20 protein-coding genes are annotated in these 26,191 nt (G+C 67.3%); 8 read left to right on the top strand and 12 right to left on the bottom strand.

Translation table 11 applies throughout. The annotated features are described in order from the left end of the window. Positions 1 to 3: 3 nt before the first annotated feature. Genes FKO37_RS12605 through FKO37_RS12595 form a run of 3 tightly spaced genes read left to right on the top strand, consistent with a single transcriptional unit; the run spans position 4 to position 5,125 of the window. The gene (locus tag FKO37_RS12605) at positions 4 to 2,136 is read left to right on the top strand and encodes a hypothetical protein (RefSeq protein WP_101438031.1); all 2,133 of its coding nucleotides are present in this window, start codon (positions 4 to 6) and stop codon (positions 2,134 to 2,136) included. After that, positions 2,133 to 3,284: a PrgI family protein gene (locus tag FKO37_RS12600; protein ID WP_101438030.1), complete on the top strand. Its 1,152-nt coding sequence runs from the start codon at positions 2,133 to 2,135 to the stop codon at positions 3,282 to 3,284. The genes FKO37_RS12605 and FKO37_RS12600 overlap by 4 nt, the downstream gene beginning before the upstream one ends. Next, on the top strand, positions 3,281 to 5,125 hold the full coding sequence (locus FKO37_RS12595) for a VirB4 family type IV secretion system protein (protein ID WP_238604465.1): 1,845 nt from the start codon (positions 3,281 to 3,283) through the stop codon (positions 5,123 to 5,125). The genes FKO37_RS12600 and FKO37_RS12595 overlap by 4 nt, the downstream gene beginning before the upstream one ends. Positions 5,126 to 5,153: 28 nt before the next feature. Here FKO37_RS12595 and FKO37_RS12590 read toward each other — a convergent pair whose 3' ends face one another. Genes FKO37_RS12590 through FKO37_RS12580 form a run of 3 tightly spaced genes read right to left on the bottom strand, consistent with a single transcriptional unit; the run spans position 5,154 to position 8,327 of the window. After that, positions 5,154 to 6,929 (bottom strand): hypothetical protein, encoded by a 1,776-nt coding sequence (locus tag FKO37_RS12590; RefSeq protein WP_101434544.1) that lies wholly within the window; start codon positions 6,927 to 6,929, stop codon positions 5,154 to 5,156. Next, complete coding sequence (locus FKO37_RS12585) at positions 6,926 to 7,237, bottom strand: helix-turn-helix transcriptional regulator (protein ID WP_101434545.1); 312 nt, start codon at positions 7,235 to 7,237, stop codon at positions 6,926 to 6,928. Before FKO37_RS12585 ends, FKO37_RS12590 begins: the two co-directional genes overlap by 4 nt. A gap of 4 nt (positions 7,238 to 7,241) precedes the next feature. Beyond that, positions 7,242 to 8,327, bottom strand: coding sequence for a tyrosine-type recombinase/integrase (locus tag FKO37_RS12580; RefSeq protein WP_101434546.1), 1,086 nt, complete (start codon positions 8,325 to 8,327; stop codon positions 7,242 to 7,244). A 197-nt stretch (positions 8,328 to 8,524) separates the two neighbouring features. On the opposite strand from FKO37_RS12580, the gene FKO37_RS47135 reads away from it, so the two are divergent. The 4 genes from FKO37_RS47135 (at position 8,525) to FKO37_RS12565 (ending at position 13,446) form a co-directional block, all read left to right on the top strand. Then, positions 8,525 to 8,656, top strand: coding sequence for a hypothetical protein (locus FKO37_RS47135; protein ID WP_255806977.1), 132 nt, complete (start codon positions 8,525 to 8,527; stop codon positions 8,654 to 8,656). Between the two features lie 225 nt (positions 8,657 to 8,881). After that, the gene (locus tag FKO37_RS12575; protein WP_101438028.1) at positions 8,882 to 11,383 is read left to right on the top strand and encodes a type IV secretory system conjugative DNA transfer family protein; all 2,502 of its coding nucleotides are present in this window, start codon (positions 8,882 to 8,884) and stop codon (positions 11,381 to 11,383) included. A 68-nt stretch (positions 11,384 to 11,451) separates the two neighbouring features. Further along, on the top strand, positions 11,452 to 12,486 hold the full coding sequence (locus FKO37_RS12570; RefSeq protein ID WP_037364563.1) for a replication-relaxation family protein: 1,035 nt from the start codon (positions 11,452 to 11,454) through the stop codon (positions 12,484 to 12,486). A 6-nt stretch (positions 12,487 to 12,492) separates the two neighbouring features. After that, positions 12,493 to 13,446, top strand: coding sequence for a M23 family metallopeptidase (locus FKO37_RS12565; protein ID WP_037364560.1), 954 nt, complete (start codon positions 12,493 to 12,495; stop codon positions 13,444 to 13,446). A gap of 102 nt (positions 13,447 to 13,548) precedes the next feature. Here the strand turns inward: FKO37_RS12565 and FKO37_RS12560 are convergent, their stop codons facing one another. Further along, positions 13,549 to 13,824 (bottom strand): hypothetical protein, encoded by a 276-nt coding sequence (locus FKO37_RS12560; protein ID WP_037364558.1) that lies wholly within the window; start codon positions 13,822 to 13,824, stop codon positions 13,549 to 13,551. Between the two features lie 368 nt (positions 13,825 to 14,192). Here FKO37_RS12560 and FKO37_RS12555 point away from each other — a divergent pair, with 368 nt between their 5' ends. Further along, positions 14,193 to 15,437 carry a hypothetical protein gene (locus tag FKO37_RS12555; protein WP_143271440.1) on the top strand — a complete coding sequence of 415 codons (1,245 nt, stop codon included), beginning with the start codon at positions 14,193 to 14,195 and terminating at the stop codon, positions 15,435 to 15,437. A gap of 9 nt (positions 15,438 to 15,446) precedes the next feature. Here FKO37_RS12555 and FKO37_RS12550 read toward each other — a convergent pair whose 3' ends face one another. The 8 genes from FKO37_RS12550 to FKO37_RS12515 form a co-directional block, all read right to left on the bottom strand. Then, the gene (locus tag FKO37_RS12550) at positions 15,447 to 16,499 is read right to left on the bottom strand and encodes a DUF3560 domain-containing protein (RefSeq protein ID WP_081655199.1); all 1,053 of its coding nucleotides are present in this window, start codon (positions 16,497 to 16,499) and stop codon (positions 15,447 to 15,449) included. 94 nt (positions 16,500 to 16,593) lie between these two features. Next, positions 16,594 to 17,169: a hypothetical protein gene (locus tag FKO37_RS12545; RefSeq protein ID WP_238604464.1), complete on the bottom strand. Its 576-nt coding sequence runs from the start codon at positions 17,167 to 17,169 to the stop codon at positions 16,594 to 16,596. A 158-nt stretch (positions 17,170 to 17,327) separates the two neighbouring features. Beyond that, positions 17,328 to 18,332, bottom strand: coding sequence for a DUF932 domain-containing protein (locus tag FKO37_RS12540; protein WP_037364546.1), 1,005 nt, complete (start codon positions 18,330 to 18,332; stop codon positions 17,328 to 17,330). A gap of 133 nt (positions 18,333 to 18,465) precedes the next feature. Further along, positions 18,466 to 19,251 (bottom strand): hypothetical protein, encoded by a 786-nt coding sequence (locus FKO37_RS12535; RefSeq protein ID WP_143271439.1) that lies wholly within the window; start codon positions 19,249 to 19,251, stop codon positions 18,466 to 18,468. 35 nt (positions 19,252 to 19,286) lie between these two features. Continuing rightward, on the bottom strand, positions 19,287 to 19,445 hold the full coding sequence (locus FKO37_RS12530) for a hypothetical protein (protein ID WP_158242509.1): 159 nt from the start codon (positions 19,443 to 19,445) through the stop codon (positions 19,287 to 19,289). Positions 19,446 to 21,577: 2,132 nt separating this feature from the next. Continuing rightward, a complete protein-coding gene (locus FKO37_RS12525; protein WP_238604463.1) occupies positions 21,578 to 24,598 on the bottom strand; it encodes a BTAD domain-containing putative transcriptional regulator in 3,021 nt (1,006 codons plus the stop codon). 158 nt (positions 24,599 to 24,756) lie between these two features. After that, positions 24,757 to 25,194, bottom strand: a complete 438-nt coding sequence (locus FKO37_RS12520) for a hypothetical protein (protein WP_143271437.1) — start codon at positions 25,192 to 25,194, stop codon at positions 24,757 to 24,759. A 117-nt stretch (positions 25,195 to 25,311) separates the two neighbouring features. Beyond that, positions 25,312 to 26,166: a hypothetical protein gene (locus FKO37_RS12515; RefSeq protein WP_143271436.1), complete on the bottom strand. Its 855-nt coding sequence runs from the start codon at positions 26,164 to 26,166 to the stop codon at positions 25,312 to 25,314. Positions 26,167 to 26,191: the final 25 nt, after the last annotated feature.

The following is a 26,191-nucleotide window of genomic DNA, read 5'->3' as shown; positions in this document are numbered from 1 at the left end:
GCTATGACCGCGACCCGACGCTCCCGCGTGCCCGAGCCCGATCGCGGCGAGCCCGGCACCGGCTCGCGCCCGTTGGACCCGGTGCGCCGGGAGCGGGTCCTGCTCGCCCCGCCGACCCCGCAGCGCACCGGACGTGGTTCCCGGCGGCGGGTCTGGCTGCTGGCGCTGGGCCTGACCATGCTGCTCGGCGGTGCGCTGGCTGTCAGTGCGTGGGCCGCGCCCGGCGCACCCCGGCAGCCGAGCACGCAGCCCGCGGCGCAGCAACCGCCGCCGTTGCCGCTGCCGCCCAACCCCAGCGACACGTGTGCCCCGAACTCGCCGGACCCGGCGTGCCGCTTTCCGACCGGCTCGCCGCGCCCGTCGGTCCCGGCGACGCCACTGCCTCCGATCACCGAACTGCCGCCACCCACGAGCTGCTTCCCCGGCCAGATCGGCTGCACACCCGGCAGCCCGACCGCCGCGCCGAGCACGACTGCGAACCCGCCGTGCACGGGCGAGGACTGCATTCCGCAGCCCACCCCGCCGCCGAGCACGAGCCCGCGGCCGGGCGGTCCCAGTACGGGAAACGGCGATCCGGACTGCGGGCTGACCAACATCACCGGCTGCATCGCCAAGGCGATCAACGGCGTGTTCAAGGATCTGGTCACCGCCGCGCTGTCGCCGATCCTGGACTTGCTCGGCCACACCGTGCTGACCACGCCGACGCTGGACCAGCTTCCCGGTATCGGCGAACTGTGGGACAACTCGTGGCAGATCGTGCTGGCCTGCTACGGGATGCTGATCCTGGTCGCCGGGATCGTCGTGATGTCCCACGAGACGGTGCAGAGCCGGTACTCGATCAAAGAGATCGGCCCGCGGATCCCGATCGGGTTCCTCGCCTCCGCGCTGTCGCTGTTCTTCGCCGAGAAGCTCATCCGGCTGGCGAACGCGCTGTCCGCCGCAGTCCTTGGCGACGGGGTGGACCCGCCCTCGCTGGGATCCACGCTCAAGGACGCGGTCGATGGCGCGGTCTCCGGCGGGTTCTTCATGATTCTGCTGGCGCTGGTGCTGGTGGTCGTCGGGATCGCCCTGCTGGCTGTCTACGCAGTGCGTGTCGTCATCACGCTGATCCTGATCGCCACCGGGCCGCTGTTTCTGATGTGTCACGGCTTGCCCCACACCGACGGCATCGCCCGGTGGTGGTGGAAGGCGACCGGGGCGACGCTGGCGATCCAGGTCGCGCAGTCGCTCGTGCTGATCGGCGCCGTGCGGACCTTCCTGACCGGCGGGGTGCATCTGTTCGGCTCGACGCTGTCCGCGCTCGGCATGCTCATCGCCGCGATCGCCTTGTTCTACGTCCTCTTCAAGATTCCGTTCTGGTTCCTCTCGGCCGCCAGGATCGGCAACGGCCGCTCTCTCCTCGGAAGTCTCGTCAAGACCTACATCGCAGCGAAAACATTCGGGATGGTCGCCGGGAAGTCCGGCCGCTTCGGCAAGGCCAGCACGGCCGCCGGCGGCAAGGGACACAGGGGCGGCGGTGGCCGGGGCGGTGCTGCTGCCGATCCGCCGTGGCCCCCTCATCCGCGGAGCCCGCGGACACCGGAGGCGGTCAACAAGCGGATGCAGGCGGCCTACGACGCCGAGCGCGCCCGTGCTGCCCAGCAGCCGCGCCCGCCCTCGCAGCGACCGGAGTTTCTGCAGCCCGGTCCGCAGGAGACCATCCACGACCCGGCCGTCACCTCGGCCAGTCAAGGACCCACCATGCCCGAATTCAGTTCCGCACCCAAGCCCGGCATCCCAGCCCCGCCGCCCGCCGGGCGGCACCGCAGGCGGGCTCCGACGGCGCCCCGGTTCCAAGCTCCTGGTGCACCGCGCCGAGCCGGTGGTGCCGCGACTCCGGCTCGGCCGGTCGCGACGGCCGCGGTTCCTCCGTACTTGCGGTTCCAGCCGCCGACGCCGGAACCGCCCCACGTGTCCCGTCCGGCCACGCCCGCGACTGCGCCGCCCGCCGCGCCGGTGTTCCGGACCGCGCACCCGCAGCCGCGCCTCGGCGACGCCCGCCCGCGCACGCCGTCCGTGCCGCCGGTGACGTTCCGGGCGCCGACCACGCCACCAGCTCCGCCGAAAGCCCCGCCCCGTGGAGGTGAGAAGTCATGACCCAGCCCGTGCGCATCCCCTCCGATGTCGATCGCGAGGATCGCGTCCTGGCCAACCTCACCGCCCGGCAGCTGGCGATCCTCGCCGTGACCGGGATCGTGCTCTACGGTGCCTGGACGCTGACCCGCGGTGTGGTGCCGCTGCCGATCTTCCTGATCGCCGCTGTTCCTCTCGGTGTCACGGCCGCGGTCCTGGCGCTGGGTCAGCGCGACGGCATGAGCCTCGACCGGCTCATGCTCGCCGCCCTCCGCCAGCGGCTGCAACCCCGCCGCCGCGTCGCCGCCCCCGAAGGGGTCCGGCCCGCACCCGAGTGGCTGACCAGCACCATCACCGCGACCGATGTGGCGGGCAGGTCGGAGGTGTCTCCGGCGGCGCTGCGGCTGCCCGCGGAAGGAGTCACCGAGGCCGGGGTCGTCGACCTCGGCCCCGACGGGGTCGCGATGGTCGCAGTGGCCAGCACCGTCAACTTCGCCCTCCGCACACCCGGCGAGCAAGAGGCCCTGGTCGCCAGCTTCGGCCGGTATCTGCACTCGATCTCCGCGCCGGTGCAAATGCTCATCCGGGCCGAACGGCTGGACCTGAGCCAGCAGATCAGCGACCTGCGCGAGGCCGCCCCCGGATTGCCGCATCCGATGCTCGAAGCCGCCGCGGCCGAGCACGCGACCTACCTCGACCAGTTGCGCCGCTCCACCGATCTGCTGCGCCGCCAGGTACTGCTGGTGCTGCGCGAGCCGATCCGCGCCACGGGGCCGACCGACGGGCTCGGCGGCGCGTCCCCGCTCGCCGCACTGCGGGCACGACGCGCCCGCAGCCGGGACGGCGAGGTCACCGAGACCGCGCGGCACTCGGCGGAAACCCGGCTCGTGCGGAGGCTGGGCGAAGCCACCGAACTGCTCTCCCCAGCCGGGATCACGATCACGCCCCTGGAGGCCGGGCAGGCCACCGCCGTGCTGGCCACCGCGTGCAACCCAGACAGCCTGATCCCGCCCTCGGCAGGCCTGGCCGGCGCAGACGAAGTCATCACCACCGCCGCCCCGGACCCCGACGACCAGCCACCAGTCCATCACCGAAGCACGACCAGCCGGGGCGGGCGCGACAGCGCACCGGAGCCGACGGTCCTGGACGAATGGGAGGGCGGGGACCTATGAGCAGGAAGTTCGGCCGTGCCCGAGGCCGCGGGACGCAGCACGCGAATGCACCGTTGGGCAGGGCCAGTGCGTTCACGCCGGATTCGCTGTCAGTCGCACCCCGGCACCTGGAGATCGGCGGCGAATGGGTCGCCAGTTTCGCAGTCACCGGCTACCCGCGCGAAGTACACGCCGGATGGCTGCAACCGCTGCTGTCCTACCCCGGCCGCGTCGACGTGTCGCTGCACATCGAGCCGATCGACCCGGTCACCGCCGCCCACCGGCTCAAGCGCCAGCTGTCCAAGTTGGAATCGGGGCGGCGACACACCAGCGAGAAGGGGCGGTTGCTGGACCCGATGGTCGAGGCCGCCACCGAGGACGCCTACGACCTCTCGGCCCGGGTCGCCCGCGGCGAAGGCAAGCTGTATCGGCTCGGGCTGTATCTGACCATGCACGCCACCAGCGAAGCCGATCTCGACGAGCAGGTCGCCGCAGTGCGAGCGCTCGCGGCATCGCTGCTGATGAACGCGCAGCCGACCACCTACCGGTCGCTGCAGGGCTGGGTGTCCACCCTGCCGCTGGCGCTGGATCTCATCGGGATGCGCCGCACGTTCGACACCAGTGCGCTGGCCGCGGCGTTTCCCTTCACCAGCCCCGATCTGCCGCCCGCTGACCCGACCAGTGTCGCTGCACCGGCCGGTGTGCTGTACGGGTTCAACGTCGGATCGCAGGGTTTGGTGCATTGGGATCGCTTTTCCGCGGACAACTACAACGCCGTAGTGCTCGGGCGCTCCGGCGCGGGCAAGTCCTACCTGGTGAAGCTGGAAACCCTGCGCAGCCTCTACCGCGGGGTCGAGGTCGCGATCATCGACCCGGAGGACGAGTACCGGCGGCTGTGCGAGGCCATCGGCGGTACCTACATCCACCTCGGCGACGCCGATGTCCGCATCAACCCGTTCGACCTGCCGATCGCGATACGCCCGGACGGTCGCCGCACCGCCCCCAAGGACGCTCTGACGCGCCGGGCGCTGTTCCTGCACACCGTCATCGGAGTGCTGCTCGGCACCGAACTATCCGCGCAGCAACGCGCCGTGCTCGACCGGGCGATCATGGCCACCTACCAGCAAGCCGGGATCACCAGCGACCCGCGGACCTGGGGCAGGCAGGCACCGCTGCTGGCGGATCTCGCCGCGGTCCTCACCGCCACCGGCGATCCGATCGCCGCGGATCTCGGCTCCAGATTGCACCCGTTCGTCGAGGGCGCGTTCTCCACGATGTTCTCCGGGCCGACCACCACGCGGCCCGAGGGCCACCTGACCGTGTTCAGCCTGCGTGACCTGCCCGACGAACTCCGGCCGATCGGCACGCTGCTCACGCTGGACACGGTGTGGCGGCGGGTGTCCAACCCGGCCATCCGGCGGCCGAGGCTGATCACCGTCGACGAAGCGTGGCTGCTCATGCAGGACCCGGCCGGGGCGCGTTTTCTGCACCGGATGGCCAAAGCAGCCCGGAAACACTGGGCGGGCTTGACGATCGCGACTCAGGATGTCGGCGATGTCCTCGGGACAGACCTGGGCAAGGCGATCATCGCTAACGCGGCGACGCAGATTCTGCTACGTCAAGCGCCGCAGGCGATCGAGGAGATCGTGGAGACCTTTAACCTGTCCGAGGGTGAGAAGCAGTTCCTGATTTCCGCGGACAAGGGACAAGGTCTGCTCTCGACCGGGACGCAGAGAGTCGCGTTCCAGTCGCTGGCTTCGCCGCAGGAAAACGCGCTCATCACAACTTCCCCAGAGTTCCTCGCAACTTTACCCGAATCTGAGCGGAACTCTGGGTATTTGGTGCTTGACGATGATAGCTGAATCCCGGAGTTGGGGAACTATGGAATCGTCATTCCTTTGTGGATTGTTCGTATTCGGCGATGCCGGGGTGGTCGACGCTGCTGGTGTAGCGGTAGGCGCCGGCGATGGACAGGCCGAACAGTTCGCAGAGCTGGCGGACGTCGCCGCCGGTGGCGTGGGCTTCGTCGAGGATGCGGTCCTGGCGGATGGCTTGCGCGATCATGCCGAGCCGTTTGCGGATCCACCACGGGGTCGCGGGCGTGGTGGTGTTGGCGTTGCGGTAGTGGATGAACAGGTGCGGATTGGCGGTGTCGGGCCAGGTCCGTTGTCGGTAGTCCAGGTAGGCCGACACTCGTGCCCGGACCGGCTCGGCGAGCGGCACGATGCGGTCGGGCAGGTAGAGGCGACCGTCGCGCACGTCGGCGAGCTGCAGCTGGAGCAGTTGCCAGATGCGGATGGCGTGGAAGGCCAGCAGCGCGGCCAACGCCGCGCGGGTCGGGTCGTCGGAGTTGAGCGCGCCGCGCAGCTCGGTGAGATCGATCGGTGCGGGCACGTGTTTGTCCGGGGTGGGCACGCTGATGCGCGTGGTGGGGTTGATGAAGGTGAGCTTGCGGGCCTTGAGGATCCGGAAGATCGACCGAAGCCCTTGCAGGGTGCTGCTGCGCGGACTGCCGCTGGGCGGCAGGGCGGCGAGCACGTCGTCGCGGCCGATCTCCCGCAGCGAGGGGTGGGTGCGTGCCCAGGCGCGGATGATCGGCAGCGCGTAGCCCAGCTGCGAACGCACCGTGTTGTCGGAACGGGGACGAAATCGCGGTGGGGTGGTGCTGCCGTTGCGGGCGATGTCGAACCAGACCTCGAGTTCGTGACGGATGTCCTCGGGCAGTCCGGTGATCTGCAGCTGGAACCAGCGCTCGGTGGGCGGGACGCGGTCGTCGGCGAGCATGCCGGCGACGGTCAGCACGTCGAGCACCGGGCGCACGGGGTGCCGGATGCGCGAGAGGGGCAGGACGTCGCTGGCGCGGATCGCGGCACCGGGGGTGTCTTGCATGCCCAGCAGCATCCGGATCGCCCGCTGGGCGCGTTCGGTGACGGTCCTGCTCCAGCCGTGCGCGGCGGCGTGCTCGCGCACGAACTGGTGCCAGGCGGCCTCGCGGGCCGGGTCGGGCGGCGGTGGGAATCCCTTGCGCAGTCCGGCTTTCAGGTCCCGCGGCAGTTCGAGCAGCACCAGCTGTTCGTAGGGCACCGGGTGCAGCAACGACAGGTTCGGTGGGATGGTTTTCTTGACGTAGGGCCGTTGGCCCTGTCCTTCGCGGTGCCACATGCCGGCGAAGAACAGCTGCTGCCCGAACACGTTGGCCTCGGCCAGACTGATGCTGCTGGGCCGCTGGTCGCGGTCCTGGGCGAGCAGGCTGCGCGTCTTGCAGCACAACCGGCACGACCCGCCCTCGTTGAGCGCCACCTCGTTCCCGCAGGTGTCGCACACACCCTTGTGTCGGTATTTCTCGCGCCAGCTACGGCAGCCCACGCACAGCCAACCGTAGGTGCGGGTCACGCCCCAGGCGTGGCAGTCGAGACACGAGTCGACCACGACCGTTTGTCGCGCGAGCGTGCCGGGCGACTGCCACAGCGGCGACTTCTCGCCGGGCGCGTGGCTGTGGCAGCGGGCGCACAGCCCGGACGTGTAATAGTCGTTTGTGGACCCGCATTTGCGGCACGGTGGCGGGGCGATCGGGCCGCCGGGCCAGCACTGGAAGCAGTACGGGACCTCCCGCATCGCCGGGGGACGCACCCCGCACACCCGGCAGCGGCGGGGACGCCCGGTCACGCCGGCGGCACCGATCGATGTCGCCCCAGCCGCGGGGTGATCGGCGCGACCGTGCCCGTGTCGGCCTTGCGGGGCCGACGAGCGGCGACCTTCTCCGGCTCGGGGATCAGCAGATCAGTCGGTGCGCACTCCAGCACCGCGCAGATCACGTCGAGATCATCGAGCCGGATCGTGGTGGGATTGCCGATCCACAGGTTCGACATCTTGCCCGCGCTGATATCCAATCCCGCCTCGGCGAGCCTGCGGCGCATCTCCGTGGACTTCCAGATCCCTGCCTCGGCGGCTTTCATTCGCAGGTTCCAGCGCATCGCGCTACCCTTCCTCGGTGCCCAGCCGGGCGGCCACGCGCTGGTTGGCCTTGGCCCAGGCATGTTCGACGTGCTCGGACTCCACGTGGATGTACGCGGTCGTGGTCGAGAGCCACGAGTGGCCCAAAACCTCTTGTATAGCTTTAAGATCCATGCCTCGCGCATACAGCGACGATGCACAGTAGTGCCGCAATGTATGCGGTGTCAGCCTTCCTGCCCAGTCCGGCAGCCATCGTCCGGTCGCCTCCGCCAACCCGTCCCGCAACGTCTGGTCACCAACCCGGCCACAGAATCCGGTGTGCGGGTCCTGGCGCTCACTCGGCAGCAGCGGCGCGTCGGGATGCTCCCAGTCCTCGCCGAACTGGTGACGCACTTCCACCAGCCACCAGTCCAGCAACTCGGCCACCGAGTTGATCGCCGGAACGAGCCTCGTCTTCGGGCCGCGTCCCCGGCTTCCTTTGCCGAATCGGACATGCAGCTTGCCGTACTCGCCCAGATCCCGGCGCCAGTCGCGCATGTCGAGCATGTAGGTCTCCTGGATCCGCAACCCCGCCCGGCGCCACAACGACGCCGCCAGATAGTCCCGAGCCGCAGTGCGGAACTTCCGGGCGTGCTCCAGCGAGTCCCGCCACTCGGTGAACAACAGCTCGGTTTCCTTGTCCGAGGGCGGTATTCGAGGTGTCCCGTAGTCGGCCTTGGCCGGCCGGTTGTGCTCGTCGATCGGTTGCGCCACCACACACCCGGCGAGCGCGTGAATGTCGCCCTGATAACGGCCGATCAGGAAATCGAAGAAGTGCCCGATCGCCCACGCCTTGTGCTGCACCGTCAACCGGGACCTGCCCAGATCCTTGCGCTGGCGAACCAGAAACCGGTCCGCGTCAGCAGGCTCGGCTGTCCACACCGGACGACCGAGGAATTGGATGAACTCGAAGATCGCTGCTCGGTCGTTGTTCACCGTGCTGTCGCAGACTCCCGCCCCCATCGAGGCAAGCAGGTACTGATCGACGAGCTCCTGCTCGAAGTCCTCCAGGTCCTGGGTCGTGCTCAGCTTCCGCGGCCCGCGCAGCGACCGCACCACCGCCAGCCCCACCGCGCCTCCCGACCGTGTCCCCGAGTTGAACGGAAACGACAATGCCTCATCAACATCGGCAGCCTGTCGGAAATCCTGACGTCATGTCAGAGAGTCCACACCATCGAGTGAGAGCGCGCTGGCCAGCGCCCCAGCGTCGACAAAGAACAGCCAGCACCGACGAACACCGGGAAGTTCCGGTAACAGACCCGGCCGAGTTGGCGCAGTACGCGGACCACGAATCTAGCACGGACGACGGCGGCGCGTTCGTCGATCTCGGCGTCGACGACACCGAACTGGCTCTCGATGCGGACGCTGACGGCCACGTCGACCTCGACAGCGCTGCCTGATCCGCACTGCCGTTGCGGGTCGCTCAAGGGCATGGCGGGGCGGCTGTCGCAGTGGCAGGCCGATTTCGACGCCGAACGGCACGCAAGCGGTGCCGTCATCTGCGACTCGTGCCCCTGCAACCCGTCCGCGCCTACCCCGACGCACGAAGGCCAAACGAACGCCGGACGACACGCGGCCTGAATCCGCACCTTTGCGACTTTTCCTTGCGAAAGAGGGGCTTTCTGATGTCATCCGCTCAATCCGTTGTCGCTTCGGCGAGGACGCTTGCGTCGCCGTTGCAGGACTACCTGCGCGATCCCGGTGCTGCAGTGCGCGCTCTCGTCGCGGCACTGCGGGAATTCGCGCTGTCCTGGGGGCCGCTCGTCGGGCCGGCCGTGGCGCTGGCGGTGGCCGCCATTGTGGTCGGGCGACGGTGGTGGGCGCGCCGGTGCCATGACCGGATGGTGGCCGACGCCCGGGTGGTCACCGTGCTCGCTCCGCCCACGGTCGATCCGGACGGCGCGGCGGCCTTGTACTCGAACCTGGTCGGGCTGTTGCGGTCCGGCTGGAAACGGCGGATGCACGGCCAGCCGCACATCGTGTGGGAGTACGTGTTCTCCCAGACCGGGGTCGCCCTGCGGCTGTGGCTGCCGGGCGTGGTACCGCCTGGCATGGCCGAACGCGCCATCGAGGCTGCCTGGCCCGGCGCGCACACCCGGACCGCGCCGGCCAAGCCGCCGATCCCCTTGGCCAATCCGCCGGGCAAAGCGGTCGAGGCCGTGGGCGGCGAACTGCGCCTGGCCCGCAGCGAGGCATTGCCCATCCGGTCGGACTTCCCCACCGACCCCGTCCGGGCCTTGCTGGGCGCACCGGCAGGCATGGCCACCCACGAACGGGCCGTGGTGCAGATCCTCGCGCGCCCGGTCACCGGCGCGCGTGTCCGCACAGCCCGCCGAGCTGCCCGCCGGGTCCGCACGGGCAGCTCGGCCCGGCTGGCCGGTCGCCTCCTGGACCTGATCACCCCGCACACCGGATCGCGCAAGCCCGCCACGACCGCGAAGCGGCCGGTCGTCGATCACCAGACCTCGCTGGAAACCTCGGCGCAGGACCGGGTCATCGTGGCCAAGCAGCGCAGCTCCCAGTACGAGACCCGCATCCGGTACGCCGTGGCCACCCTGGTCGACGAGCACGCGACCAGTACTGAGCGGGTTCCGGTGCGGGAACACCTGCGCGGACGCGGGCATGCCATCGCCAGCGCGTTCGCGGCCTACAGCGAACACAACTACTACCGTCGCGTCCGGCTCGCGCGTCCGGTCCAGTCCGTGGCCGAACGGCGCCTCGCCTCCGGCGATCTGCTCTCGATCGCTGAGCTGGCCGCGCTCGCTCACGTCCCGACCGACGAGGCCGTGCCCGGTTTGCAGCGCGCCGGAGCGAAGGCGGTGCCGCCGCCACCGGGGATCGCCACCGAGGGCGCCGGAGTGAAACCGATCGGAATCACCGACTCCGGCCACTCCCGACCGGTGGGGCTGCGCGTCGCCGACGCGCGCCATCACCTGCACATCCTCGGTGCGACCGGGTCAGGCAAGTCCGAGCTGATGGCGCGGATGATCCTCGACGACGCCGAAGCCGGCCGCGGCCTGGTCGTGATCGATCCCAAGGGAGATCTGGTCGCGGACACCTTGATGCGGCTGCCCTCGCGGCTCGGGGAGAAGGTGGTGCTCTTCGACGCCGACAGCCGTTCCCTCCCGCCCGTGCTCAATCCGCTCGAAGGCGACGACACCGCGCGCACCGTGGACAACCTGGTGTCGATCTTCTCCCACGTCTACGCCTCCAGCTGGGGGCCGCGCACCGAGGACATCCTGCGCTCCGGGCTGCTGACCCTGCGCGAGCTGCCCGGCACACCCACGCTGACCGACCTGCCGAAACTGCTCACGGTGCCCGCCTTCCGGCAGCGAGCGCTCGAACAGATCTCCGACGACGTCCTGACCGGGTTCTGGCACTGGTACGACGATCTGTCCGACGCCAGCCGGGCGCAGGTCGTCGCGCCCCTGATGAACAAGCTCCGCGGCCTGCTGCTGCGCCCGTTCGTGCGAGCATCCCTCGCCGGCGGCCAGTCCACAGTAGACATGGACGCGGTCCTCGACGGCGGGATCTGCCTGGTGCGCCTGGGCAAAGACGCGCTCGGGATGGACACCGCGCGACTGATCGGCTCGATCGTCGTCGCCCGCACGTGGCAGGCCGCCACCCGGCGCGCCCGGATACCGCAACGCGACCGCCACGACGCGTCGCTCTATATCGACGAGTGCCACAACTTCCTCAACCTGGCGTACCCGATGGAGGACATGCTCGCCGAAGCCCGCGGCTACCGGATGTCGATGACGCTTGCGCACCAGTACCTGCGGCAGCTGCCGCGCGAACTGGAAGAAGGCATCAGCACCAACGCCCGCTCGAAGATCATTTTCTCGGCGTCGCCCGAAGACGCCCGGCACCTGGCCCGGCACACCGCGCCCCGGCTCTCCGAACACGACCTCGCCAACCTCGGCCGGTTCCACATCGCCGCGCGACTGGTGCTCGACAGCGAGGAAGCTCCCCCGTTCACCGCAGTCACCCAGAAGCTCCCGCCCGCGATTCCCGGCCGGGCCAAAGAAATCCGGCGGCTCGCGCTCGTGAACACCAAGCCTCGAAACACGCCCGATCCGGCCGAAAACGCCCAGCCGGTGGCGTTCGACCCGCGCCGCGCGGCCTGACCCGCTCAGCTATTTCCGTTTGCCCGCAGGGCGTTCCCGCGTCCCGCACGTCTGGAGGTGCACTCACGATGGTCAGCAATCCCACCCCGCAGCGACAATTGCGGGCACATCGGCCCGAACGAACTGCGGCGCGGGTGCTCAACACGGCCGAGCATCACGCGTGGCTGGCCCGGCATCTCACCGACCGGGACCGGTGGCTGTGCCGAATGCTGTTCGAACACCACGTCCTCACCAGCACCCAGATCATCGACGTCGCCTTCACCGGTCGCCGCAGCGCGAACCTGCGCCTGCGCAACCTCTATCAATGGGGCGTGCTGCACCGGTTCCAGCCCCACCGCGACCGCGGCTCGCACCCGATGCACTACGTCCTCGACACCGCCGGAGCGGTCGCGCTGGCCCGCGAGGACGGCATCGACCCCAAGGAACTGGGCTACAGCCGTGAACGCGAGATCGGACGCGCGTTCTCGCTGCAACTGGCGCACACCGTGGGCTGCAACGGGCTGTTCACCACCCTGATCCGCCGAGCCCGTCAACCCGGCACCGCTGGTGTGCTCGCGGCGTGGTGGTCGGCCGCCCGGTGCGGCCGGCACTGGGGCGACATCGTCACCCCGGACGGCTACGGCCGCTGGCGCGAGGCCGGCAGGGAGGTCGAGTGGTTCATCGAGTTCGACTTCGGCACCGAGCAACTGTCCCGCCTGGCAGGCAAGCTCGCCCGCTACGAGCGACTGGCCGAGGTCACGGGCATCACCACACCCGTGCTGGTGTGGCTGCCCAGCGCCAGGCGCGAAGTCAATGCACGCAGCGCGATGGCCGAGGCGCTGCGGGGTCTCGACCGGCCTGCACGCGTACCCGTGGCGACCAGCAGCGGCGAGGCCGCGGCTGACCCGCTCGACATGGCCGCGCCGCGCTGGCGACGGCTCGACGAGTCCGGCACCGCCGGTCGAGTGGCGCTGGCGGGCCTGCCCGCCCTCTGGCCGGGCCTGCGCGCCTCGGCTCCCGGCGGCGGGCAGCGTCCGGCGGCCGCGACGCCCGTCGCCACGCGTGCGGAGGTGGCCCCGCCCTCCCCGATGCCCCCGCCCGACCCCGCGCATCCGTGGAGGTGACGCGTCATGGGCAAGATGGCCGCCGCCGGCGCCGGGTTCGTCGTCGTGATCATGCTCTTCATCGGCGGCGGCGCCATCGCTGTGGTTCAAGCCGTATTCGGCAGTTCCAGCAGTTCCGCCGGAGACCTGAACTGCGCCCCCGTCGGGGCGAGCACGACCTCGGCAGCGGGGTACGGACCGCAGGAGATGAGCAACGCGGCGACGATCGTCACGGTCGGCAAACGGATGAACGTGCCCGAGCCGGGCTGGGTCATCGCGGTCGCCACGGCGCTCACCGAGTCACGGCTGAAGAACCTGAACTACGGCGATCGCGACAGCGTCGGCTTGTTCCAGCAGAGGCCGTCGCAAGGCTGGGGAACGGTCGCGCAGATCATGGACCCCGCCTACAGCAGCGAGCAGTTCTACCGGCATCTGCTGGCGCTGCCGAACTGGCAGAACATGCCGGTCACCGTTGCCGCCCAGACCGTGCAGCGATCAGGATTTCCCGGCCGCTACGCGAAATTCGAGCCAGCAGCGCGCCAGATCGTCGGGGCCGTCCAAGGTGCCACCTGTACGACCAGTGCGAACACCGGCGGCTGGACGACCCCGACGAGCGGCACTTGCACCTCCAGATTCGGGTACCGCGGCAGCGAATTCCACAAAGGACTCGACATCGCCGCGCCCATCGGCACGCCGATCCTCGCAGCCAACTCCGGCACCGTGATCAGCTCAGGCCCGGCGTCCGGCTACGGCCTCTGGATCCGCATCCAGCACGGGGACGGGATCGTGACGATCTACGGCCACAACGACCACAACCTGGTCCGCGAAGGCCAATCCGTTCACGCCGGCCAGCCCATCGCCGCGGTCGGAAATCGGGGAGCTTCCACCGGAGCGCACCTGCACCTGCAAATCGAGGTCAACGGGCAGGCCGTCGACCCAGTAGAGTTCTACCGGCAGCGAGGAGGCCAGCTCTGCCGATAGCAGCGCACCGTCGCGGGTGCCCGGGACGAGCCTCCGTGACGTTCCCAGAGCGCTCCGGCGCATGACGCTGGCTCCGACAACCGCCCAGACGCGTGAATCCGGCTACTCGTCCGCCGGAGCACCCTTGAGGTGGTTGTAAAGGTTCGCGCGGCTGAGGCCGACCTCCTTGGAGATTTTGGTCTTCGGCACACCGGCCTTGTCCGCTTCACGGATATCGGCGAGCCGCTCCGTCCGTTCGACCTTCCGCTGCTGGAGCAGGATCTCCCGCATCTCCTGCAGAGAGCTTTCCACGTCGCGGATGCTCTCCAAGGCGGTTTCGATCGCTTCGATGCGCTGTCGGCGGGCGCGCAGCTGCGCGATGTGCTCGTCCTTGTCCATCTGCGGCCCTCTCTCGCGTTGCCAGGGTCGGCCGGCCTCTGAGCGTGACCAACTATCTGTTTGCCGCCCTGTTTCCCTAGACACCTTACCGAGACAGCCGCGGTCAGCGGGGGGGTGTAGTGACCCGAGGGCCCCGGTCGCGAACCACCTGCTGAGCCTGCTTCAACGGAGTTCCGGCGCGTCATCGGAGTCCGCGGGTGGCGGCCACCTCGTCGACACAGGTCACGGCGGTAGCCATCCCGGTACGCAGCAATCCGTGGGTCCCGCCGGACCCACCGCATCGATCGATCACGGCTTTGCGAGCCGGTCGCCCTGGCTGTCAGCGGCTCGCCTGCTGGCCGAGTGGGCGATTCCGCGTGCCACTATGGGTGGGTACCCAGACCATCTGGCTCGACCGTGAGGGCGCAATGGGTTTCTTATCAGGGCCGCGACAGATTTCGGTTCGAGGTTTTCTCGGCCGCCGGTTCCGCACCATGAGCGATGGCGGTTATCCGGGCCTGGTCTTTCTCCTGGCGCGCACGGCCGACAATCCGAAGCTGCACGAGCGGTTCTTCGCGGAGTGGACTGACATGCACGACGTGACGCGTCGCTGTCTGGCAATCATCACCCCTGCGCCGGGAAGCATCACTCTTGAGCATCAGGACCCGTGGCGGGCGGGCCGCGAGCAGGCCGTCGACCTGTGCGGCGTGCAGTGCTTGGGCGATACAAAGAGGCTTACCGAGCCGGCATTGAACGCTCGATCGTGCACGGACATCGACGCACGACCCGACATGGTGGTCGCCCCGGTGCTGCCAGGAAAGTTGCAGTCGTACCGGAAGGCATTGACGGTCGCGGTCAGCGAAATGCGCACATTTTTCGGTGTTTCTGAAGCATTGCTGCCTTGCACGGTGTTCGTCTCCATGTTTGAACGCCGTGTCTTCATTGTGGCACTGGATGACATGACCAGCCTGTATGGTTTTCTAAAGCGAATCAGGATTGAGCTGGAGCCGGTGCTGAACGAGCTCGACATGGCTGAGGCGGAACTCGCCGAGGCGAAGGTGGTCCGGGCAGAACACCATCGCCGTGTTGGCGACCTGCGCTGGAAGGCAAGGAGCGTGAACTTCGAGTGGCACGCGCAGCTGGCACGGTTGGCACAAGACTTGCTCAAGCTCACCGGGAGCCTGGCCGACGAAGAGGCCGAGCTGTGCCGGCAGGTGGCCGCTGACCTGGCCAGCGGCCAGGAGTTGACCCCCGAGAAGCGAGCATCGGCGCGGACTCTGGCCCGCAGGCTCAGTGAGGCTCGTATGCATGGGAAGATGCCGCGTCGATTGCGGCGGGCCATCGCCAAATTTGAGGCTGGCTACCCGGGCACGCACGACGTTGCGGTACGGATGGCGCAGGCGGTCGGCGAGCAAGACGCGCACCAGCGCACGATCGGCCGACTGAAAGCACGGATCGACGACCTCGGCCGGGAACTACGCCTCGGCGCGGCGCTTGTCACTGCCGCCAAGGACGGGACGACCGCCAGGAACATAGTCCAGGCCAACACGATCGGTACCGTGCACTTCCACCAACACGGCAAGGAGCGCCCCGGGCCAGCCGATCGACAAAGCCCAGCAGAGAGCAGTAGCTAAGCAGGTGCATCAGTTGCTCCGGTCGACGCCTGGCACCTCGTATGCTTCGACGACCTCCGGCGGCATCTCCTCCGTGGTGCGGTGTCCGCGCAGCTTGTGCCAGGCGACGGTCCAGGTGGCCTCTTTCTCTCCGGGCTGCGGCGGCGGGAAGACCGGGTTCGGCACAGTCACCGACTTCTTGTTGACCCGGCGTACCCGCATCCACATGTTGTTGTAGAGCACCCAGTCGCCCTTGCTCACGGTGTCCGGCCCCAGCGTGGACGCCTTGCCCTCAGCCTGGAGCTGGGCGTAGATGCCCTTCCAGTAGTCGATCTGCTCGGTGAGGGTGGTGATTTCGCGCCGCAGGTAGGCTGCGCGCTCCTCGCCGGGACGCCTGGTTACCCAGCGGTCCCGCGGTTGGCCGTGCTCGTCGGTCTCGGTCACCCAGCCCGGTTCGCCGTCAAGTTCGCGCTGAAGACGCCGGCGGTCGGCTTCCTGCGTCTCGATCCGGTTGGCCACGGTGACCGGGTTGTGGCGGGCGCCCATGTGGTGCGACGCGGTGTCGGCGCGGCGCGCCAGCTCGTCGGCGTACTCGCCCTGGTTGATGGATTTGCCGAGGTTGTTCCACGCGCGCTCGCGACGGTTGAGGTCGGCCCGGTAGCTGTAGTGGTCGACCAGCAGCGGCTGGCCCATCGGGATGTTGTGGAAAACGTAGTCGGCTTTCGCCCGCGTGGCGTCGGCCTGGGCCTGGTGTTTCCCTGAGCGCTCGGTGAGCCGGTCGGCCCGGTCGTCCATCCGGTCGGCGAGATCGGCCTCTCGCTGTTCGACGCTGGGCATCGTGTCGTCGACGTCGCGCTCGACCGTGTAGCCCGCATCGGTGAGCACGCGCTCGATCTCGGCGAGGGCGTACGGCTTGGACTGGCGATGCCGAGAGGATCGCAACAGCCACGCCGCGGCGTAACGGGACCAGGTCCATGACGGATGGGCCTTCAGCGCCAAGTGCGCAGGACTGTTACGAGTGGTTCCCTCGACGGTGGTGCCGGACTCGTAGTCGTGGTGCATTGTCAGAGTTCCTAGGGACATGGCGATGTGCCTCCTTCGTTTCAGTTCATAGGTGGTGCGGGGCTGTCTTGTTCAGTCCACCTACAGCCGGGCGGGTCATCAGTGGTCGCGGGTCTCAATCCGTCGTTCGCGGGAATGTCGCCAAGAACGCGGCGACACGGGCGGCCTCGCTCGGAGCGACCGAGAAGGCGAAGGCCACGTGTCCGCCGTTGCGGGGCACCGTGGCGGTGCCGACCAGAGGACCCTGGTAGCGCACGATCGCTTCCTGCGGGTCGTGGCCGAGCGGGCTGGGGCCGGGCGCGTGGACGGTCGCGCCGAACGGGTCCGCGATGGCGTGCGCGAGCCGGTCGCGCGCGGCGGCCTGGTCATCGACTCGTTGTTTCAGCTCGCGGGTTTCCGCGAGGGTGACCCGGTAGCCGGGCAGCAGTCGCCGGGCAGTCTCAGCGGCGACCGTTTCGGGTGTCTTTGCCGGGGACACCGTGATTTCGTGTGACGGCACCGGGTTGCCATGGCGATGCCGGATAGTCGCCAGGTCGGCCGGGAGGCCGACGGACAGCCTGAGCCGTGGTGTCTTCTCCCAGTCGGAATAGCACACGTGAAGCTGTTCACCGTCTGGGCCGATGAGGCATCGGTCACGGTGACCGTGGTGGCCCGGTCCGACCGTCCATGTCCCGTCGAGCGCTTCCGCCATCGCTGCCGCGAATGCCTGTATCTCCATGGGTTGTTTTCCTTTCTGTGTCGCGGTTGGTGTGCCCTACAACTGGTTCGGGCGTCGGCTATGGCCATCTCGCGGCCACGGCACCCGCGCGGCGATCGGCCGCGCGGGCACCGAAGCGGCGACAGTCCTTTTCAGACCGAGGCCAGCACCTTGCCGAGCGTCGTCACGGTGTCCTGGTCGAGCGCGTCGGCTTTTCCGTCCACCGCGCGGGACATGTTGCGTTCGGCGCGGGAGGCGTTGCGCACGATCGCTTCGTGGTGGGTGTAGGTGTTGATGGCCTGCACCACTCCCCACGCGGTACCGCGCCACGGGCTGACCCGGTTGTCGGTGTTCCACAACCGGTTGAGCGCGGCCCGTTCGTTCGTCGCGGTAGTGCGGGCACGTCCCTTCTCCTCGGGCACCGGAGTGTGTGCGTCCAGGAAGGCGCGCCATGCCTGGTCGGTCACGGTCGTTTCGCACAGGGCCTTGACCTCGGCGGCGAATTCCTCGGCCACCGTGTGGACCATGACGAGCGCGTCACGGGCCTCCACGATGCGGAACTTGCCGTTCTTGGAGTGCTTGACCTTGAACTGCTGGCCGTACTCGCGCAGCCCGGCCGACATCGTGTTGTCGCACACCACGTTGGTCACGGTGCGCTTGTAGGTGGTGGCAAGGCTGCCGTCGTGGCTGGTGCAGGCGACCAGGTTCGGCCGGAACTCCACGCCTTCCGGGGTGGTGATGTTCTCGGGCACTTCCACGCTCACCCAGGCCTGTCGGCGGTCGCGCAGCAGGCCCGCGGAACCGATCGACAGACCGTCGTCCAGGATGGTGCCGACCTTGTCCAACAGCCATTCCTGGTATTGGTGCACGGTGTAGCCGTCGGCGAAGATCCCGAGGACGTCACCGGTATCCGATGCGGTGATGGCTTGCTTGTTGGGCACGCGGCGAAGGCCGAACTTGCCCGCCACAAGCACCGGTTCCGGTTCGGCGGTCCAGTAGAACAAGCGCCGCTGCACGTCGGCGACCGGAACGGGTCCGGGGTAGTGGTTCGGCTCGCTGCCTTGTGCCGATGCCCGGTAGTGCCATGCGTGCCCGCGCTTGTCGGTGAATCCAATCAGAACGTTGTTGTTGAGCCATTCGCTGGTTTCTTTGGACATGACAAACCCACTTTCGTTAAGGGAAACCGTTGTGCGGTCACGGCGTCCGCACGCCTACGCGCGCGGCACCGAAACGCCACAACACCATGCGGTTAGTTGCCACAGTCAGATCGCGTCAATTCTTCCGCCCGGCTCACTGCGGCATGTTGTGAAAGCCACGCACGTTTTTGCCGTAGGGGTAGACAACCGGGTAACAGTGTTCGCAGCCACGCAATGTTTCGCGAACGTCCGACATGGTTACGGTGTGATTGCCGTGCCGGTATCCGTCGACCATGACCGAAACGCATTCGCAGTCGTCTTCTGCGTAGTATTCGGCGCAGTCGTAATGCAGTGGCTCATCACAAGCGCTTTCGAGCCACTTGTCGCACTCGATGCATTGCCGATATCCCAGCTCGAACATGATGTGGTCGATATCCCAGCCGTGGCAGTCGGTACACAAGGTCTGCCCGTCATCGCTCAACGCCGAAACGACGTCCGCCGCGCCTTCCTCGGGCACGTCGTAGCAGGCGATCAGCACGCGCGCGGCATTCTCGGATTCCCGCCCTGACAGGTCTTCGTCGTCGAGCAGCGGGTATCCGGCGAGAGCAGCACCGATACGGTCGGCGGCCGCACGTGCGGCGGAATCGCCGTAGTCGTAGGCAAGAAGACCGTTCCACTCGGCCGCTTTGCCGGGTGCCGCTTCCTCCATGAGCCGCACCGCCGCGTGCCCGTTGGACACGTCCGCCAGGTGGGCGCACTGGTGCCCGGTGAGGTAATCGCCGGGAATTGGCAGCGGATCACCGCCCGATCCGAGCACGAAGCCGAATCCGGACCAGTCATTATCTCGGACGCAGTCTTCACCGTCCCATGTCCCGTAACGGAAATTCTGCCTGAAGAACAAGTGCGCATCTTCGGAAAAAGAAATTTCAGGGTTGTTCATGATTGGCACTCCCAGCGGGTGCGGATTGGTGTTAATCACAGACCGCATGCGGCAAAGAAACGGTCGCGGTCGAATCGCGAGTTTACCGATTTGAAGTACGTGCACAAGGCGTCGGCGAGCGCTTTTCGTTCGTCGTCGGCGACAACTTCCCGACGTACGGAATCGGCAATTTCTTTGAAGTCTTTACGCGTCATGACAGAACCTCCAATGATGTTGTAGTTGCGTGTCGTTTGGCGGTTCAGGCCAGTTGCGAACTGGTACGGGCCGAAATCTGGACACGTCGGGTGCGATTCGCGCAAAGGGGATCATCTTCTATGTCCGTGCGATGCGTAACCGCAAGCGATAGCGCCCGGTCGGCCGGTAGCGCATTCCCTGAACCTCCCCAAAAGGGAAGCCGTTATGTCTAGCGCACAACGCAGGGAACCATGCCCGTGAGACATAGCGTGCTATGAACAGGAAAGCGCGACGCGCTTGAGAGAGTGTCGTTCAATGTCGGCAACCGCTCTACACAATCCGGACGCCCACACGTTGTGACGGTTTTCGGCGCTAGACCACCATGTAGTTATCTTGGGGACACACCACTGGCAGGCATGCCTTTTATGCGCGCTACTCCGCTCTATAGCAAGGGATTCACATAACGGGGCTGCAAGCGCAGTTACTACGCATCTCAGACTAGAAATGCGCGTTTGGCTACGCGTCGTTCCCCACTACTGCCCTGCACGGTTTCGCTGCTGTCCGCGCGGCCCAAGCCGCTGCCCGCGCTATGCGGGTCTTATCGTTCGTAACGACCAAACCTTTAAGGAAAAAAGGAAGGAGATCGCTCGCGGGACGCCGTGTCCCGGTCCTCACGCCCTTCTCTGTCTTATCTCTCCGGTCTGTCTCGGTTAAATGTCTAGGTTGACATACTGACTAGACACTTTCAAGCTTCAGCCGGGTTCCGTTATCTCGCCGTTACCTTCGGCATCGACCCCCTGCCCAGGGCCGGCCAGGCCCTTGAGCTGGGAAGACGCAGAGGAAGAGAAGGACCCGCACAGCGGCAGCCAGCGCCCGCGCCCGCAACCCGCACAGCGGCAGCCAGCGCCCGCGCCCGCAACCCGCACAGCGGCAGCCAGCGCCCGCGCCCGCAACCCGCACAGCTTGGATTCGGTACGAATTTCTCTTTGGATATCTTGCCGTTTTCGAATCACACCACTTGCAGCCACGCCGTTTATGTGGTTGTCAACATCTATGAGGTCATATTTCTGTATCGTTAGGTTTTATCTTGCGGGCAAGGAAAAGAGGGAAAGAGCTATGCAGTCACTTAGGATGAAAAAGAAGGAAGAATGGAAGAAAAGCTGTGACGAATGAGAATGAAGAAGAAGATGGCTACAGCACAACGGAACTTGCGGACGGAAGGCGGTGCGAGCATCAGATAGCCAACACGGCACCCAAGCCGACTGTTCACGTGCCTGCCGGCACCGAAGTCGGAGGACACGGAGGAAGGGGCCGCCTAGCCTTGATCTGCAACAAGGCTTTGACGTCCCGACTCCTCTCTAAGAGGAGTCCGAAGAAGAAGACGCAGAGGAAGGTGGAGAGGAAGATGGACGGGCGAGAGGCGTACGGGCTCGCCGCCGGCTCCGTGCTGGTTGTACACGCTGCAGAGCACTGGCCTCGGGCCACGCCGCGGATCGCCTCCGCTGTCTCCCGGAATCACACAAATACGTTCACGTCACGACGCTCAAAGTATCCGCGAGGAATCAGCACAGTATAACGAGGTTGGCTCGCGTTTGATAGCCTTCGATAGTTGGGTTCGCGATGGAATCACGGTTATCCGCTGCGCGAGGCACTGGGCTGATTAAGCTGGCTTGCCCAGTGGGATATGTGATTTCTCGGCTGCTGCAGGGCGTCCACAAGGCTGCGCTTGGGGCGGGGCGTTGGTCGAGGTCGGCCAATGATGCGTGAGCAGATGCAGGTGGCGGGCTTGTTCCAGCAGGGCGAGTGCCTGTCCGGGGCTGCGGTTTCTGATCTTGCGAACCAAAGTGCTGAGTGCGCCGAGGACGTCGCAGGGCCCGTCGATCCATTCCGCGGAGATGCCTTCGGCAAGGCCTCCGCGGTACCGCTCGGCGACACGGCTCGTCGCCGCGACGGCCGTTGCCGAGGCCTGGCGACTGGCGGTAATCGCGTCCTGGAGCCCGCCAGAGGTCGGCGGTCAGGATCGTTCTGGTCAAGCCGGTAGTGGCTGTCCTGGTTGACGATGAGATCCACGTGCGCAGCAACGCGACCATGATGCTGAGGGACGATGACTAGCCCCACGCCCGGACGCAGGTAGCTGACCGGGAACTGCCGCTCAGCTCGCTTCTCGGCCTCGTCGTTGGCTGCCACGAGGCTGGCGCAAGAAGTCGGCGAGCCCGATGGTGTCGCGGCCAGGACGCTGGTCCAGCGTAGCTAGCGAGTTGGTCAGGAGGCTCAACGTGCGCGAGATGCTGTCGTACTGGCCAAGCCGAGCTTGGATTCGCATCAGGTCTCGGTAAATGGCCTCGTTGTACGGATCGAGGCTGCGGGCCTGTTCGAGCAGTGCGAGCGTTTGCTTCGGGTCACCATCGCCGATTGTGCGGATCAAGGCGCTGAGTGCGTCGAGGACTTCGCGGCGTATTGCTTCGCGTGGTCCGTCGATCCAGTCTGCGGAGATACTGTCAGCGAGGTCGCCTCGGTACAGCTCGGCCACGCGTCGCAAGGTGGCTTCCGCGTCGGTCCCGATTGCTGCGTGGCGGCTTAGGGCGAGCGCGTCGAACACCTCCCAGAGGTCCACCGTGACTACGGAGCGGTCGAGCGCGTAGTGCCCGTCGTCGTTAGCGGTGATGTTGGTGATCTCATTCCTTGTCGCAGTACGCAGTCCACGGCGCAACTGGGAAAGGGTTGCGTGGAAAGAATTGTAGGGGCGATCGCCTGGTGCGTCGGGCCAGAGCGCCGCGGCGAGCACCTCGCGACGGGCGCCCTCGGGGTGCAGCGCGAGGTAAACGAGGACTTCGCGCTGGCGCGGCGCAAGACACTCGATGAGATCGGTGGGATTCGGTTCAACGCGCATCAGGCGCAGTCGGCCGAGCACCTGCAGATGCAGCGGCGTGTCCTCGTCGGCGCTGAGCTGCACGGAGGCGTGGGCGGGTGTTTGCAGCAACGGACGACCGGTCGATTGCTCGTCGCCTGCCCGAGAGGTCGCGGGCTTCCCGTCCTTCGATGAGCCGGCTGTTCGCGGTGGGATAGGGGCACGCGGCGGGGGTCGAGGATCGTTGTTGGGCGGAAGTTCGGGGGTTTCCTGCTCGGTGGTGGCGTCCGGGGAAGCAATGTCGATCGCGCGGCGCGCCGGTGGCGAGGCTGGCAATGCTGACATTACGGGTGCTGGTTCGTGCGCCCCGCCGGTGATGAACTCGAAGTTCGTCTGGTGTGTCGGGCAGTCCGCACCGGCGTCGTCGGTGGCAGCAAACGCCGCACGGCGTGCGGGGGCGTCTTCGCCCCTGCGCACGGAGGTCGTCTCGGCCGCAGGCTGTCCGGGCGGCTCCGAGTCATCCGGTTCTGCGGCGTGGAGGAGGGCGAGCAGCTCTGTGGTGTCGGTTCCGGGCAGGGTGAACAAGCGGGCACCGCCCAGAGCATCGGCGAGAGTCGGGCTGGTCGCTCCGATGGTGCCGTCGTTGCGGACGCGCGCGGTGCCGCCGGGACGCCATTGGCCGAGAAGCACGCCGGCCAAGCCGAGACCGGCGCCGTTGTCGAGGATGGCCTGCATTCGTCGCTCGACATCTCCCGCGGGCGTTGCGACCAGCACCGCATGCGCCCTGTCGTCGGCGTCATGCTCCTGGTCGGCTTCGTCGTCGCGGACGCGTGTGAGGAGTTCTGCTTCCAGGACTGACAGCGCGGCCGGCAGGTCGTCAACGATGCGGAGCCGGGCAGGCGCCCCCAGAGGCAGGTCGGTACCGAACAGGGTTTCGGCGTCAGCGGCAGGAATGACCACGAATGCACCTTGGCCACCGTTCACCGCTGGCGCGAGCAGGGCGACGATCAGGGCACGCGCAGCGGCGTGGGCACCGGGGCCGATGAGTCCGAGCCCGCAGCTGCGGGCGAGGTCAAGCGCGACAGCCTGTCCCTCGCGGAGGCCGAGCACGGTCGTCTCTTGCGTGGGCAACGCTGCGCGCGCGGTGGCCTGCGCGCGGTCACGCGCATCGAGGTCAGCAGGCCGCGCGAAACCGGAGGGCTGCTGCGAGATGCGCGACGCATTCTCGCCGTCGTGGGGCAGCGTTGCGTAGTCGTATGCGATCCGCAGAGCACGTACGACCGGGGCCCCGCCCGGATCATCAGGTTCGGCTGCACTGGGCCGATAACGGCTTCGGCGGTGCAGCCGCACACTTATCATCGCGACAGTGATCAGCGCGGCAAGTCCCAGGCCGACAAAAGCACCGGTGGGCAATGAGATCCCAATGCCAGGAACGGCAGCGGCAGGAGCGGCTTTGGCTGGCGGCGAAGGAACGGACGGCAGCGGGGTTGAAGGGGCTTGTGTGTCGGGGCCAGGTGCCTGTGGCCGATCGGGCGGGCTGGGGTGCTCTGCGACAGGGGGCGGCGCGGGAGAGACGGATGTCAGCGCGGGCAACCGCAGTTGCCAACCTGGCCGAATGAGACTCGGCGTGGTGAACACCGTCCCGTCGATCTGCGTGGTGCCACGGTTGAGCTTCCAGATCTCCGGCCAGCGATTGCCGTCGCCAAGGCAGCGTTGAGCGACCCGCCACAGGCTGTCGTGCACACCGTGTTCAGGTGGCCGCACAGTTTCCATGTCCTGCTGGCTCGCCGTGGCAGCTCGAGTATGCGCCGCGGCGGTGACGATCGCGGGTCTATTTGTCGACAGGATCTCAGAACGGTGAACCGCCGTCGCGATGGTGGTGCGTCCGTCTGCGGAGGGTTCGAGCGCGGCAGCCTGTGTCGTTGTGGTCGGGGCGCTTGTCCGGCTGCTGAGGATGGAGAACACGATCGTCCCGACCAGCACGCCCGCGGCTGCGTGTAGCGGGCCATCCCGGACGCTTCCCCCTGAGCGCTGCCAAGGCGCGCAGCGAACCACGTCCGGGATCGCGGCCAGCACGTCGAACGTGAACCGGGCCCACAAGGGCCACAACGCGCAAGCCAGGGCGTCGAGCAGGAACTGAGGTGACATCGGCGCGAGCAGGGTGTTCTGGATTTCGTCCCAGGCAGGCAAGTGGTCGGGCAATGGCCAGCCGATGAATTGAACGAGTGCCGTAGGCAAGCCGCCAATCAGAGCAAGCAAGACGACGACTGCCAGCAGAGCGCGAAGAGCACGGGCAAGCACTCGGACCGTGGCGGCGAGGACCAACCAGGAACGGTGACCAGCGGCGAATGGTCGGGCCGGTTTCCGTTGCGCTGATTCTGATGTCGCGGTCATGACTTGCCCGTTTTCGTGGCGATGTGGAAATCGTGCTCGATGTGGTATCCACCAGCGTCGGCACAGTTGTGCCGCGCCGAGTAGCGAGGTCAGGTCACCGTTGGCGGGACAGGTGCACGCGCCTCCGTCGTAGTGGCGCTAGTCGCTCCCACCTCTGACGCCGCAGATGACTTATGGACTGCTGTCCTTTTCGTCGATTCTGGCCGGTGGTTCGGACCCGCCTTCGCAGCTGCCGCACTGGCCTTCGATCGCTGGCTTTTGACGCGAAGGGGTTTCTGACCATCGAACCAACGAGCCAGGTCAGTGGCAGATACATCGGTGAACTGCGCAAGCTCGTCGATGCTAATAACGTCGTTGGCAGCGGCCAAGGTTTTGCCGAGTTGCGTTTCGATCGCGGCGAGCTGGCCAGCGATCTCCGATCGCCTCTCCGCGAGGTCACCGACCTGCTTTGCTGCGGCTGATCGTCGTGCGCTGCGAGCAGAGTCGACTTCCTCGACGCGGCGCTCGATCTCCTCACCGGTGGCCATTTTTCTCCCTTCTCCGTTGACGCGCGGCACTTTCAGCTTTCGGCGGCACGTCGTTGCGACGGGGTTTCGCCGCTGTCGGTCCACAGCAGGTGATACGGGCATTCCTCGACAACGCACTCATCGGCAATGCCCCTCTGACGACGGCCACGACTCGACCGGCTGTTCCCACGGAAACCTTCCGGCGTCAACGACGTCGCGGGCAGCGGTGATGCCGCTGAACATGTGCTGCGCCAACGTTTCCGCGGTATGCAACAACTGTTGGGCCTCGCAGTGCTCGGGCAAGGCGGCAAGGGCTGCCTCAGTGCCTGCAGCCAGCTTGGCATGCCGAAGCTTCGCTTCCCATGCCCGAGTCAACACGAGGCAGCTGCGCATGTGAAGCAAGACCTCGTTAAGGACGTCCTCGATCTCAGCAACCGCCTCGCGTGCCACGGCACCCAGCTCGCCGACTGCGGACTTGGGCGCGCCGGCGAGTTCGTCGGCGAGGCTGCGGGCTGCGCGGGTGCGGTCCAGGAACTGGAGTGTCTGCCACACGATGCAATGCATCTCGCGTGGGACAGTGGAGCCAAGCCAGGCACGGGCCGGGCTGCGGCGCAGCTCGTCCACGCCCGTGATCATGGCACGCGCTGCGGTATCGGTTGCGCCGAGGCCGGTGAAGTCGCGGCTGCGGAAGAAGAACTCGCCCCGTCGGCGTTCCAGCCGGCACGAGGAGGCAGGGTCGTGGTCATGCTCGGTGAGCAATCCGGCGGCACGATCCCAGCCGATTACCACGCCCATTCCCGCCGCGAGAACTCCGGCGCAGACCAAGGCAACGCCCAGGTCCGAGCTCACTGCGACGGCGGTCAAGGCAATACCGCCCAGCACACCGATCACGACCTGTGGGTGCAGCGCGGCGCGGACGCGTTCGGCGCGCCACCGCGACGGCGGGACGTACGGGTTCAACAGCACGGAGTCCGGTCCGTCGACGAACGTCACGACTCTCACCGGCTTCGCCGCGGCG

It is taken from the genome of Amycolatopsis sp. Poz14 (genome assembly GCF_006704225.1).
Classification (GTDB): domain Bacteria; phylum Actinomycetota; class Actinomycetes; order Mycobacteriales; family Pseudonocardiaceae; genus Amycolatopsis; species Amycolatopsis nivea.
This window is presented reverse-complemented; position numbering and strand designations above follow the sequence as displayed.